Origin of the sequence: Sphingobacterium sp. UT-1RO-CII-1 (assembly GCF_026711005.1) — a bacterium.
GTDB lineage: Bacteria > Bacteroidota > Bacteroidia > Sphingobacteriales > Sphingobacteriaceae > Sphingobacterium.
Genome location: NZ_JAPPVJ010000001.1, coordinates 235,334 through 248,793, shown reverse-complemented (window position 1 = coordinate 248,793; position 13,460 = coordinate 235,334). Strand labels below are relative to the sequence as shown.

Here is a 13,460-nt window from a genome sequence, read left to right as displayed (position 1 = left end):
TTAAGTTTATTCTATATAATTATGATTTATTAATTTTAAGGTTGTTTTGTTATAAGTATTATTCACGGCCCATAGCCTGTACCCTCCCTTCTTTAATTTTAAATTTGTAATTAGATGTTTTTTCGAGTTGTGCAAGTAAGTGTGATAATTTATGCGTTCTTAAGATCGAACCAGTAAATTGGTCGGATGTCTCATCTTTTATTTCAAACCCCTGTATGTCATACCATGATTTGATTTTTGTTAATACTGTTCGAATATCATCGTTGTCAAAGTTGAAATATCCTTCTTTCCAGGCTGTTACCATTTTGGTATTGACTTTCTTAGTTTGTATTTTTGACGAGTTTTTACTGGTTATCGATTGTAAACCAGGGCTTAAATTAGTCTTATTACGATTATTGTTGATTTCTACCTTTCCAGATACTAAAGTGGTGAAGGTTTTATCGGCTTCGAGATAGTTCGACACATTAAACTCGGTGCCCAATACTTTGATATGCGTTTCGGCACTCTTCACGACAAAAGGAGAAGCTTTGTTGTGGGCAATCTCAAAGTAGGCTTCCCCCTCTAATTCCACTTGACGTATGTTTTTTGAAAACTCGCTGGGATACCGAAGTTTAGAACCTGAATTCAACCATACTTTGCTGCCATCAGGCATCATAAGTACCGATGAGGTGCCTTTAGGAACGTGAAAAGTACGTTGTTCTGATACTCCATTGGTACTAGGCAAAACCTGAAAAGTTTCCGACCCGTCGGCATTGTTTGTCAGGCTGATACCTAAATTAAGTAACGCATTAGCGTCCATCTCTGAAAGGCAGTAGTTTGTGCCGTCGGCTAGTGTGACGGTTGGCGAACTGGCTTCGGGAAGTTCGATGTCGTCAAATATTACATAGGCTGTAGATTGGCTATCTATGTTTGTGTAGACCCAAAAAAGAGCAATTGATAACAATATTGCCACTGAAGCAGCTACCCAACGTATAGGGAAAGTATAGTGCTTTGTTTCTTCTGAGACAGGTTTTTGCTTGATATGACTTTGTATAGCCGCAAAGGTCGAGTCTTTCTCAAATTTGTGTTTTGCCGCTAGATTATCTTTAAGATGTTTATTCAATTGTTGGTCGACAAGCTGATCCAAGTCTTTCAAGTCATTCGTTTTTAGCAAATCTAAAAACTCGATTAACTCTGATTCTGTGAAGCAGTTGTTCAAATACTGGAATAAAAGATATTCAAACCTTTCTTTATTCATATATAATAATAGCTTTATAATAAGCGTTTTTTCTTGACTTTATTATAATAGGAACAAACAACTAGCGAAATAGGACTAGTCAAAAATGACTTTTTATTAAATAAGCGTTAACATTCTATTTGAGGCCTGGGCGTTAACAACTTATTGAGTGAAAATACATGTGTTTTATTTATCAATTTGCTTGTGAGTTTTTCGTGAATTATTAATCCCATTTCTTGTATTGGAATTAGATTATTTTTTTATTACTCTAATTTTGTTAAATATATGCTGCTAGCACATTTCATACTTTTCAATCCTTATAGTAACGTAATTAGAAAAATGATGTAGCCCCTAGTTCGATATTTCAATGAGGTAATAATAGCACTCATTTTTTATAAAATATCAATAATAGAAAGAAGTACTAAGCAGTTAACATGTAAAACATATTTTCTAACAAGTTTAAGTGCACTAACCATGTGATTTTTAACTGTATTGGGGGAAATTTCCAACCGTTGTGCAATCTCTTGATGAGATAGACCTTCAAATCTGCTTAGTTCAAATATCTCTCGCTGTCTATCAGAAAGTTGATCTAGGGCTTTTTGTAAATGAAATGCGAGGTCTTTTGCCACTAAAATATCATGTGAACTGTCTGTTACTAAGGTGGAACTTTTTAGTATACGATCAAAGGAGCTATGATCTCGTTGAATTTCTTTGAGTCGGTTAAAGCAGAGCCTTTTTGTGAGTACATATAAGAAAGACCATAAATTACTATCAGGACTGAGGTTGGTTCTGTAGTTCCAGAGTTTGATAAAAACCTCTTGTACAATATCTGCACTCCAATCTTTATCTTTGAGAAGAAAGAAAGAGCAATCGAAAATTTTATTGGAATATTTGTCGTAAATGGTTTTGAAAGCAAATTCGTCGCCCGATTTTAAAGCAATGATCAATCTGTTTTCTACGTCCATTATAAATTAGGGTTATATTAGAGATGTCAAACTTAAGAAAAAAAAACACTAATTTTTTCCATATTTCTCATTCCATTTTGACGAAATATTTTATTAAAGTTTTATATATATGATGATTTCCATGTCACTTAAACTGATTTTCGTTTAAAAACGGAGCGGTAGGGACGATAGAGGCTACGATTGCTGTTTTCCCTGGAGCTTATCAGCGGATCGGATTAATTGGTACAAAAGGTAGTATCATTTTGGAGGAAGATTACCTTCATACTGGGAAGTTCGATGCGGTAAGTGTAGAGGATGAAAGTATAAAAAATAGTATTCTTCTTTGTCAACTGTTGGAGGTGTAGCAGATCCTATGAATATTAGTTATTTGGGACATAAGATGCAGAAAATAGATTTTATTGAAGCTATTTATAAAAGTGCTAAGACGGGGAAAGAAGTATCTTTAAATACATTATAATAGATATCTTTACAACCTGTTGTAATAAATAAACTACTAATCTGGATGGTTTGTTCTAAATGAATACTTGATACTATGCATACATTATTATGGACTATAGGAACGGAAGAAATTATTGTTTTGGTTGTCCTGGTCGTTATTATACTTTTTTTCTGGTTGATTTTTAGTCGGTTGCTAAGAAGAAAGCCAAAGTATAAGCGCAAAAGGACCATACATTAATCGTGTTGTACGACGTTACTTTTAGCCGAGTACATAGACTTTTTATAGGTGATGTGGGAAAGCCTTTACTTTTTAATTCGTCTGTATTTTACCAAAATAAAGGTATCTTTGTCTTAATATTATTTGCGAATAAATTATATAAAAATGAGCACACAGAAAGGTCCTATTTCTCAGTTTATAGAGAAGAATTTCCTGCATTTTAATGCGGCATCTTTAGTTGATGCAGCTAAAGGGTATGAGGCTCACCTGCTTGAAGGTGGGAAAATGTTAATTTCAATGGGAGGTGCTATGAGCACCGCTGAATTGGGCATTTCATTGGCTGAAATGATTCGCCAAGATAAAGTACATATTATTTCATGTACTGGAGCAAACCTTGAAGAAGATGTGATGAACCTAGTCGCACATTCTCATTATAAACGTGTGCCAAACTATCGTGATTTAACTAAAGAACAAGAACGTGAATTACTAGATCAACACTATAATAGAGTAACAGACACATGTATTCCTGAAGAAGAAGCTTTTCGTCGCTTGCAAAAGCACTTAGAGGATGTATGGCATGCTGCTGAGGCTAAAGGTGAGCGTTATTTGCCACATGAATATTTGTATCAAGTGGTAAATTCAGGCGTGCTTGAGCAATATTACGAGATTGATCCAAAGAATTCATGGATTGTAGCAGCCGCGGAGAAAAACTTGCCTATTGTTTGTCCGGGATGGGAAGACTCTACCACGGGTAATATATTTGCTTCCAATGTAATTAAAGGGAAGCTGAAAGCTAGCACTGTGAAATCAGGAATTGAGTATATGGTTTACTTAACGGAGTGGTATCGCGCAAACTCTGGAGGTAAAGGTGTTGGTTTCTTTCAAATAGCAGGAGGTATTTCTGGAGACTTTCCTATTTGTGTAGTTCCAATGATGTATCAGGATTTAGAATGGACGGATGTTCCTTTTTGGGCATATTTCTGTCAGATATCGGATTCAACAACATCATATGGTTCGTATTCAGGAGCAATTCCTAATGAGAAAATTACTTGGGGTAAGTTAGATGTTGATACGCCAACTTTTGTTATCGAGTCTGATGCTACAATTGTAGCTCCACTTGTTTTCTCTTATATTTTAGGACACTAGGTATTTTATAATACAATATTTTGGAGCAACTTGTAGATACGTTTTTCACATACAGTTGCTCCTTTTTTTGTATATGGAATGCTCATGCTCTTCCATATGATAGATAAGAAAGGGGGTGTATACATATGAATAATTTGATAACAAATAATCCTATTGCTTTACAGACGCTTATGTCAGAAACTATCTTTACTAGTAATTTTGATGTTGAAACGATCAATGATGCAGCTGCTCCTGTAGAGATAGATGAGTTTTCGGTTAGACGTGAAGGGGGAGGCGGGATGTTAGAAGGATTTGTATATAAAGGGGATAAAAGTACTGGTATTCTTTTTATTTTACGCTATCCTGAGCATCCGTATTTTTCACCAGCAGCGGAGACGGCCTTTGTTAAGACTATAGGCGCATTACAATTGACGCCTGATAATGTTGCAGTAGTTAACTTGTCGAATGAGAGTAACCCGAATGATTTTAAGAAAATCATGGATTTTTTTAAACCGACAAAAATAACACTATTGGGAGTTGAGCCAGCTTCTTTAAAATTGCCGGCTATTCAGCATAACTCGTATATGAAAGGACGAGTTGCAACAGTCTTTAATACATTCTCTTTTGAGGAAATGTTTGTAGATGTGGATAAAAAGAAAGCGTTTTGGAACGAGTTTCGGACGTTTATCGGATCTTAATTTTTGTATTTGCTATGATAGAATTGGTTTTTGCTACAAATAATAAGAATAAATTGGATGAGGTAAGAGCGATTGTAGATGGTCGTTTTTTTATCAAATCTTTAGAAGATATAGGATGTTATGATGATATTCCTGAAACAGGGGATACTTTTGAAGAAAATGCAAAACAGAAGTCAGACTATTTGTTTCGTCATTTTCAATTAGACTCTTTTGCTGATGACTCTGGCTTGGAAGTTGAGAGCTTGAAAAATGAACCAGGAGTTTATTCTGCACGTTATTCCGGAACAAGAAATATGGAAGATAATATTGACTTGCTACTTGAGAAACTAGGTGATAATGCGAATCGGAAAGCATGTTTTAGAACAGTTATATCTTTATATTTAAATAAAGAACAACATTTTTTTGAAGGAGTTATTTATGGGGAAATTACGCATGAAAGGAAAGGTGCTGAAGGTTTTGGGTATGATCCTGTTTTTGTTCCAAATGGTTACGATAAGACTTTTGCAGAAATGAGTGCTACAGAAAAAAATGACATTAGCCATCGAGCTATCGCTACTCGAAAATTAGGAAAGTATCTGTTATCATTGTAGAGAGATTTAATATATTATATTACGGCGAGTTGTTGAAAGTTCTTTTATATTATAAGTCGCTTTTAGTGTCACTTTCTTGTGATTTTGAAAAATCCTCTTCTTTTACAGTGTCATTATCATCCTCTCTTTTGATTTTTTTGCCGGTTTCTTTTTCGGTTGTAGGATCTGGACTTTCGTTATGTATTGTACGTTTACGGTTAATCATATCTTCTTTGGATTTTGGACGATCTTGAGGAAGCCAAATAAAACCTGGTAGTTTTTCATTTTCCTGATTAACTAATTTGAAAGGGTATACCTTCTGGTCAACTTTACGGATTGTAATATAATCGATAATTTTTTTATTATCCATTTTTATCTTTATCCTTGCTCCACGGTCATGAAACATTTCGGTAATTATTTTTGTTTTTTCATCAACAGAAAAAACAAGGTTTTCAGCGTTTCCATCAACAAAGAGTTTCTCAATGTTGTTGTTGGCAAAGAAAGCAGTAATTTTTCGACCTTTTAGTTGATTATATTGTATGGAATCTAACACAACATTAACCATGAATGCATTGCCTATCAATAAAGCATTGTCTAGTTTTTGTTGTTGTATTTGCATGTATATTGTGTCAGAGGAAATTTGAGAGTTTTCAGCCCATATCATTGGTTTTCCCATAAAACGAAACATAGAATCGGCCATGCCGTAATATAATGAGTCTGCTACAGCCTGTAAATCGGACTTATACATTCTAACGTTATAATATGCTTTGACTACTCGGGTCCTTGCAGTATCTAAATAGGCAATGTCTTTGTTGTTTTTATCTATTATAGTGGTGTCTATTGAAGGGTTCTGAGCTGCTATTAAAGCACTTTTAATTAAGCTATCAGCTTGATTTTCCACAGGAATAATGGCTGTTTTTCTTAAAATAGAGTCTTGTTTCAAGCCCTTTTCTATTGGGTTTTCTTCTTTTGATAAATTTGTTTGTGTAGCTTTCTTAACTTGTTTTTTTATTTTGTCATAGCTTTCATTTGCGATTATGCTGTCCTGAGTAGTCTCTTTGACCTTAAGATTAAAATCTATATCAATGCGTGTAGAGTCAGTAGAGTTTAAATTTTCGATAAATTGGTCATCGTCAAAATCTTCTCCATCACCATAGTCTACGTCATCTTGATCATTTTCTATTTCCCCTCCATCTCTATTTAGCTCGAAGTTTTTGGCTTCATAATCTCTTAGCATAATCATTTTTGAAAAAATGGTGTCAGCTGTCATGTAAACAGAGTCAATAGAGGGAGAGGCTGTTGCAATAGTATGAACGGAAGTATCCTGTTGAATTAAATTTTTATTAAGCAACGTTGAGTCGTTATAGCTCCCTTTGTCATATGATACCGAATCATTTTTGTTTGTCGGCATATTAGACTTGTTTTCGGTAGAATCGTTTTTTACAACCATTGTAATTAATGGTTTGTCAGTCATGGTGATAGATTCGTCGTTCTGATTGTACAGTCCATATCCCCCATAAGCATAAAATTTATCCAATGTGTCGACAAAAACAACATTTTTATAAGCTTTTCCGATTGCAGTAGCACGGTCGTAATGTAAACTGTCTCCTTTTAAAAAGCGAGTACCTTCCGTGTATAGATTGTTTTTTGAAAAATTTGCAATGCCAGATTGTGTGTTGTACGTTCCTTTTTCTGTATATAAATTTTCGTTTTTATTTCCTTTTATATTTGTAGGGCCATAAAAATATGTTAAACGTTGTAACGAATTATAACGCATCGTATCTGTATATATTTTAACATCAGGGGTTCGTACTATGACTTTGTTCCGAAAGTAAGCATCTTCCGTATTTTCGAAATAATAACCATTAAGTGATGTAATGGTATCGGTTTCGCTTATAATACGTCCGCCACCTGTATAAGTACCTATTTTATCACGCATTTTGTAAACTAAATGGTTGGTTGTTAAAACTGACTTTTCATCTACCATACGCACATTATTTGTTAGGGTTGCTACTTGTGGTGAAGCATCATAAAACAGTTTATCAGCGTAAATAATAGTTCCTGACGGTTGGGTAATAACTATATTTCCAAAAGCTTCAAAAAACTGTCGACCAATAGTGTCTTGATAGATAATACCGCTATCAGCTGACAAAGTATTCCCTTTGTGAAGGTAAACGGGTTGTATACTGCTCAATCCTTTTTGATCAATGATTGTGCTGTAACGCGAAGAAAGTAGTCTAAGTTCTTCTTGCGCCATTAGTTGACCAAGAAGAAGAAAGTTAAACAGGATTATGAGGTAAGCTTTCACATGGGCAAAAATAGATAATTAAATGCCAAATTTTTGTTAAATGATAAATTTTAGATTCAGATCTTTTTGATCTTAAGAATGTTTTAACTTTGATATATGAGTTTAGTTTCCCGATTTGAATCGTATATAAGTAAAGACTTAGGTGTGGCAAAAGATGACACCTTTTTGTTAGCTATTAGTGGTGGGCGAGACTCCATGTTAATGGCTCATCTTTTCATGCATTTGGGCTATCAATGTGTCATAGCACATTGTAATTTTTTGTTAAGAGAAGACGAGTCCGATAGAGATGAAAAACTTGTCCGTAATTATGCGGAAGAACATGGAGTACCTTGTTATGTAAATAGATTTGAAACAGAATCTTATGCTCTACAAGAAGGAATATCTATACAGATGGCAGCTAGGGATTTACGTTATAGTTGGTTTAAGGAATTGAAAGAAGAGTTGGATTTGTCTTGGATCTGTGTTGCACAACATCTTAACGATCATATTGAAACTTTTTTTGTGAATTTAACTCGAGGTACGGGACTGACCGGTCTGCGTGGTATTTTACGTAAACGTAATGATTTGCTCAGACCTCTGCTGTTTTTGACAGCAGAGGAAGTGACGTATTATGTGAAAAAAAATAATATTCCATTCAGGGATGATCAATCTAATTTTTCGACAAAGTATGTGCGAAATAAAGTGCGTTTAGAAATTGTTCCGAGATTTAAAGAAGTAGTGAATGATTTTGAATATGTAATGGAAGGTAATATCGCACATATTCAGGAGTCGTATGAACTATTGCAGTCTTTTATTGTACCGATTCGAGAGTCTATCTTTGTTGAAAAAACATTTGGTTATGAGATTAAGAGAGAAAGGTTACAACAGTATAAGGATAATCTGCCCTTGATATATGAGTTGTTTAAACCTTTCGGCTTTTCAAAAGAAGTTTTGAGTGATATGCAGAAAAATTGGGAGGGAGATGTCGGTAAAATTTACCAATCAGCAGAATATAGTTTGCTTAGGGATAGACAGTTTTTCTTTTTACAGCGTCTTATGATAGATAAGGATGAAAAGTTTTTAATATTAAATGAGAAAAATACGTCTTGGAGTTTTGGAAGCTTTTTATTTAGTTTGTCGTGTTCAGACAACTTACAGATAGAAAGAGAAAATGGAGTTGTGCAAATTGATGGAGATAGATTGGTTTTTCCTTTGGAATTGAGATATTGGAGGGAAGGTGATTATTTTTATCCGCTCGGTATGCGAGGAAGGCAAAAATTAAGTGATTTTTTTATTCATCAAAAAGTTGATCGCTTTACGAAAGAACGTATCCCTATATTGGTAAATTCAAATGGTGAAATTATATGGGTCGTTAATTACCGTTTGGATAATCGATACAAGATTACGGAAAGTACAAAAAAAGTCATTAAATTAGTCTGTAAATAAAGATTATGGGTGAAACATATCTTTTTCAGGAGAAGCAATATTTGGGACGAGATAAAACGTGGATCAGTGTTCGTTTTATTCTCGCTATGTTTTGTTTTTTAGCTTATACTCTTAATTTAGAAGATTTGCCGTCCCAGCAATTGTTTTTAATTGTTGGTTTTGGTATAATTATAGTGTCTGTTTTCATGGTTTATATGGTGCATTATAAAACGGTGGTTACAGAGAAGTATTTAACATTAAGTGGGTTGTGGTCCTCTCGGTTAGTGAAGATTGATTTGTTTAATGTTGTGAAAGTGGAATTGAAGCCATACAGTGCATTTATATTTAATAATCCTGTTTATAATTTGCATAAAAATGGTAGAATTCGTTTTTATTCAGGTAGTAAGTATGCTGTTTGGCTTACCGATAATGATGGATTAATTTACATCATCGGTTCGCATAAAGCGGAAGACCTTGCAAAGGCAATTGTAAAAGCACAAAATAAGTTAAAGTCTTAAATAATGTTAAGCCAGCATTTGCTGACATTTTATTGACGGAGTGCATGCCGCAATATTTGTATTTTTGAATAAAAGAAATTTATATGGGACTACTGAAGTTTATCGCTATATTTTTTATTGTTTTTTATGCAGTTAAGTATCTTTTTCGGCTACTAATGCCATTTGCATTGCGTAAAATGACAGAAAAACTAATGCATAAAGCGCAACAATCTCAAGGAGGAAACGGTTCTTATCAATATACAACAGGAAATCCTTTTGATCAGTTTAAACAACATAGAGGACAAAAAGAGGGAGAACTTCGAGTAGATTATATGCCCAAAGAAGATGCGAAAACGAGAAAGGGACCACAAACAGCTGGTGAATTTGTGGAATTTGAGGAGGTGAAATAATATTTATTCCTGTTTTTTAATGTAGTTTAGATCTTTGGATAAATAACAATTCTTGCTGTTATTTATGTGAGTTGTTTTTTTATTGAGCTTTGAAGACTTTGAGTGCATGTAGGGCTTTATTAGCTCTATCGGTCTGAATAACATTAACATTCATTGCTTTTGCTTGTTTATATGTTGTGTGGTTGTCAAAATTAAAAAGTAAGTCGCTGAATACCTCAATTCTATGACCGTGGATTTTATCAACAAGTTCTTTTGTTAATATCGGAAAAGGGACATCAAATGCAAAGGGGCGGAGCTCGGTTATTTTATTATCTAGATCGTCTGTTTTTTTAAGAGCAGCTATAATTTTTATGGTTGGATGAAGTTTTCGTAGTTCCAATAAATAACTGTCTTTTGCATAAAAAACTGCATTATCTAATAAACCGTAATGCAGTAGTGTTTCGATGAGTTGTTTAGGATGAGCATCTTTGCAATCCACATAGAGATTCACTTGTCGTTTGGTATTAATGTCGTTCCAGTTTTTTAATATGTTACATACCTCCGATAGGGAAGGAATACGGTCTTTTTTTTTACCGCCGACCATTGTAAGTTGTTTGAGCTCTTTGAAAGTTAGTTCATTAGTTTGAGAAGGGCATTTTGTTGTCCGTTTTAAACTTGCGTCGTGCATGATGACTAAGATGGAGTCTTTGCTGGTTCGAATATCAATTTCTATGTATTTAATACCAGTAGGTAATAGATTTTTTATGCCTCTCATGCTGTTTTCAGGGGCTGATGACGCCTGTCCACGATGCGCAGCTACAAAAGTGACTTGTGCTTGAAGATTAAAGAGGATTAGAAGATGAAAAGATAATATCAAATATTTCATTTTATTTAAGGTTTATTTTTTGTTTGAATAGTTTGATAATGTATTTCTGAGTAGGTGTTTAATATATGTTAATTTTGTGTGTCCTCCAATAAAATGTGTTATTAAATCTTTCACCAAGAGTTTTTTGGTAAGTCATTCTATGATAAGTTTATAATGAGAGATGTTTAATTAGTAACGAAATCTCTTTTGATTAGAAAGGACTTGCAACTATGTTTTGGTTAGATTCTATATTATAATCATTATTTTTGGTAATTATAAAGATGTTAACATGTGGCTTAAGCGTTTATCCCTTTTGAATTTTAAGAATTATACAGAAACTTCTATTGAATTTTTGTCTCAGGTTAACGCTTTTGTCGGTGATAATGGTGCAGGCAAGACAAACTTACTCGATGCAATTCATTACTTGGCATTATGCAAATCGTACTTTAACCCCATAGACTCTCAACATATTAAAAAGGGAGAAGATTGGTTTATGTTGCAGGGAGAGTTCAGTAAAGATAGAGTATCTGATACTGTATCATGTAGTCTGAAAAGAAATCAAAAAAAGCAATTTAAGCGTAATAAAAAGGATTATCAACGTTTAGCGGATCATATCGGTCAGTTCCCTCTCGTTATGATTTCTCCTAATGACTCCATTATTATTACTGATGGAAGTGAAGAGCGGCGTAAATTTGTGGATAATGTGATCTCACAAACAGATAATCACTATTTAGATATCTTAATTCAGTACAATAAAATTCTTTTACAACGTAATACATTGCTGAAACAGATAAGGGAAAAGGGAGTTTTTGACTTAGGATTACTTGAAATATTAGATATGCAACTTTCAGACGTTGGAGGAAAAATTTTCGATAGACGGAAACAGTTTATGTCGGATTTTTTACCTGAATTTATGCGCTATTTTAACTTTTTAACAGATGAAGTTGAAGAAGTGTCCTTGACCTATGAATCACCTTTGTTGTATCAAGACTTTAGATCATTGTTGGAAAGTAATATTGAAAAAGACAGGAGTCTTGAGCGTACATCTCAAGGGATACATAGAGATGATTTGTTATTCAATATTCACGAAGGTATGTCTTTAAAAAGATTTGGGTCGCAAGGTCAACAAAAGTCTTTTTTAATTGCTTTGAAATTAGCTCAATATAGTTTTTTACGCAAAAATAAATCACATAAACCTTTACTTCTTTTAGATGATATTTTTGATAAATTAGATGCAGGAAGGACAAAAAAACTTATGGAATTGGTTTCAAATGAAGAGTTTGGACAAATTTTTATAACAGATACCGATGCAGAAAGAATTAAAAGCATTTTTGATGAAATCGGTCAACCAATTCGTATTTTTGAAGTAATAGGAGGAGCTGTTAATGTATAAGAAGAAATTTGATGAAATTCCAGCGAGAGATGATGTTGGTATAAAGGAGGTTGTAGAAAAATGGATAGAAGTTTATAAACTCCGCTCTAAATTTGATGAATCTTCTATTGTAAATGCATGGCCCGATATCATTGGTAAAGCTATTGCTAACCGCACACAGAAAATTTATATACATGATAAAAAACTTTTTGTGAAAGTGGAGTCAGCTGTAATCAAGAACGAGCTAGCGATGATGCGTCGACAGATTATAGGACGAGTAAATGAATATGTTGGGCATGTAGTTGTAGAGGAATTTGTGATATTATAATAAAATATGCAACGAACCAATCTTCTTGTTGTATCTCCTGATATTTTTTTACGGAGATAGAATATATACAATCGAAATTTAAATCGTTGATTCTTTGAAAGACTGCTGTTAGTTAAATAAACAGAAGCATTGCTACTATTTGTTTTTTATTATTACAAATTACAATTAGGCAAAAAAGTCATACAGTTATAAATTCTTTCGGATAAACAAACTGTTATGTGTTTTTTAGTTATTGGTCTGGGAGACTAAAAGGTAGAGTGAGGTGGAGGAAAATTCTGTTTTACTGGAAGACCCTTAAGTAAATAGACTAAATCAGTAAATAATTAATTTTTCACAGCTTTACTGTTGCCTTTTTTATGTGATTAATATTCTATAAGGATTTAAAGTATTCAATACATCTTTAAAGAAAAGGGTGAAGGAGTGAACTATAAATACTCCTCTAATTGTCCTTTGCCTTCTCGTATCACTTCAAAGTCGCCTGAGGTAATATCTACTACTGTAGAAGCTATATTATCGCCATAACCTCCGTCAATAACCAAATCTACAAGCTCTTGGTATTTCTCATAGATCAGCTCGGGATCAGTAGAATACTCAATAATCTCATCTTCATCATGAATAGAAGTTGTTACAATAGGGTTGCCCAGTTCCCGAACAATGTCGCGGATAATATTATTATCAGGTACACGTATACCTACTGTTTTCTTTTTAGAGCTTAATAGTTTAGGTACCTGTCCGCTTGCGTTAAATATAAATGTGAAAGGTCCGGGTAAAGCTTTTTTTAGTACACGGAATACCGGTGTATCGAAAGGCTTCGTATAAGTTGAAATATCTGTTAGATCGTGACAAATAAAAGAGAGATTCGATTTTTCAGGTTTTATTCCTCGTATTTTGCAAACACGTTCGATGGCTTTCTGGTTCGTGATATCACAGCCTATGCCATAAACAGTGTCTGTAGGATAAATAATGACTCCTCCTTTTTTGAGTATATCAACCGCTTGCTCTATAGCTTTGGGGTTGGGGTTATCTTCATATATTTTGATAAGCATATACGAAAATACATATAATTGGC

At 33.8% G+C, this 13,460-nt stretch carries 13 protein-coding genes; 8 read left to right on the top strand and 5 right to left on the bottom strand.

Annotated features, from left to right (window positions below; translation table 11 throughout):
• Positions 1-58 precede the first annotated feature (58 nt).
• Together ORI89_RS01000 and ORI89_RS00995 are read right to left on the bottom strand one after the other, a co-directional pair.
• The gene (locus ORI89_RS01000) at positions 59-1,237 is read right to left on the bottom strand and encodes a FecR family protein (protein WP_268228558.1); all 1,179 of its coding nucleotides are present in this window, start codon (positions 1,235-1,237) and stop codon (positions 59-61) included.
• A gap of 371 nt (positions 1,238-1,608) precedes the next feature.
• Positions 1,609-2,181, bottom strand: a complete 573-nt coding sequence (locus tag ORI89_RS00995; protein WP_268228557.1) for an RNA polymerase sigma factor — start codon at positions 2,179-2,181, stop codon at positions 1,609-1,611.
• Positions 2,182-3,001: 820 nt separating this feature from the next.
• Between ORI89_RS00995 and ORI89_RS00990 the strand changes: the two genes are divergently transcribed.
• The 3 genes from ORI89_RS00990 (at position 3,002) to ORI89_RS00980 (ending at position 5,249) form a co-directional block, all read left to right on the top strand.
• The gene (locus ORI89_RS00990; RefSeq protein ID WP_268228556.1) at positions 3,002-3,982 is read left to right on the top strand and encodes a deoxyhypusine synthase family protein; all 981 of its coding nucleotides are present in this window, start codon (positions 3,002-3,004) and stop codon (positions 3,980-3,982) included.
• A 125-nt stretch (positions 3,983-4,107) separates the two neighbouring features.
• The gene (locus tag ORI89_RS00985; protein ID WP_268228555.1) at positions 4,108-4,659 is read left to right on the top strand and encodes a hypothetical protein; all 552 of its coding nucleotides are present in this window, start codon (positions 4,108-4,110) and stop codon (positions 4,657-4,659) included.
• 14 nt (positions 4,660-4,673) lie between these two features.
• On the top strand, positions 4,674-5,249 hold the full coding sequence (locus ORI89_RS00980) for a non-canonical purine NTP diphosphatase (RefSeq protein ID WP_268229114.1): 576 nt from the start codon (positions 4,674-4,676) through the stop codon (positions 5,247-5,249).
• Between the two features lie 49 nt (positions 5,250-5,298).
• Here the strand turns inward: ORI89_RS00980 and ORI89_RS00975 are convergent, their stop codons facing one another.
• Positions 5,299-7,485 (bottom strand): OstA-like protein, encoded by a 2,187-nt coding sequence (locus ORI89_RS00975; RefSeq protein ID WP_268228554.1) that lies wholly within the window; start codon positions 7,483-7,485, stop codon positions 5,299-5,301.
• A 147-nt stretch (positions 7,486-7,632) separates the two neighbouring features.
• Here ORI89_RS00975 and tilS point away from each other — a divergent pair, with 147 nt between their 5' ends.
• The 3 genes from tilS to ORI89_RS00960 all read left to right on the top strand — a co-directional run bounded on the left by tilS (position 7,633) and on the right by ORI89_RS00960 (position 9,847).
• The gene (gene tilS, locus ORI89_RS00970) at positions 7,633-8,961 is read left to right on the top strand and encodes a tRNA lysidine(34) synthetase TilS (protein WP_268228553.1); all 1,329 of its coding nucleotides are present in this window, start codon (positions 7,633-7,635) and stop codon (positions 8,959-8,961) included.
• A 5-nt stretch (positions 8,962-8,966) separates the two neighbouring features.
• The gene (locus tag ORI89_RS00965) at positions 8,967-9,458 is read left to right on the top strand and encodes a hypothetical protein (protein WP_268228552.1); all 492 of its coding nucleotides are present in this window, start codon (positions 8,967-8,969) and stop codon (positions 9,456-9,458) included.
• An 83-nt stretch (positions 9,459-9,541) separates the two neighbouring features.
• Positions 9,542-9,847: a DUF4834 family protein gene (locus ORI89_RS00960; protein WP_268228551.1), complete on the top strand. Its 306-nt coding sequence runs from the start codon at positions 9,542-9,544 to the stop codon at positions 9,845-9,847.
• A 79-nt stretch (positions 9,848-9,926) separates the two neighbouring features.
• On the opposite strand, the gene ORI89_RS00955 is transcribed toward ORI89_RS00960, so the two are convergent.
• On the bottom strand, positions 9,927-10,712 hold the full coding sequence (locus ORI89_RS00955) for a glycerophosphodiester phosphodiesterase (protein ID WP_268228550.1): 786 nt from the start codon (positions 10,710-10,712) through the stop codon (positions 9,927-9,929).
• 268 nt (positions 10,713-10,980) lie between these two features.
• Between ORI89_RS00955 and recF the strand changes: the two genes are divergently transcribed.
• Both recF and ORI89_RS00945 read left to right on the top strand, forming a co-directional pair.
• Positions 10,981-12,084 carry a DNA replication/repair protein RecF gene (gene recF / locus ORI89_RS00950; protein ID WP_268228549.1) on the top strand — a complete coding sequence of 368 codons (1,104 nt, stop codon included), beginning with the start codon at positions 10,981-10,983 and terminating at the stop codon, positions 12,082-12,084.
• Positions 12,077-12,391, top strand: coding sequence for a DUF721 domain-containing protein (locus tag ORI89_RS00945; protein WP_268228548.1), 315 nt, complete (start codon positions 12,077-12,079; stop codon positions 12,389-12,391). Before recF ends, ORI89_RS00945 begins: the two co-directional genes overlap by 8 nt.
• Positions 12,392-12,816: 425 nt before the next feature.
• Here ORI89_RS00945 and ORI89_RS00940 read toward each other — a convergent pair whose 3' ends face one another.
• Positions 12,817-13,437, bottom strand: coding sequence for an L-threonylcarbamoyladenylate synthase (locus ORI89_RS00940; protein WP_268228547.1), 621 nt, complete (start codon positions 13,435-13,437; stop codon positions 12,817-12,819).
• Between the last annotated feature and the right edge of the window lie 23 nt (positions 13,438-13,460).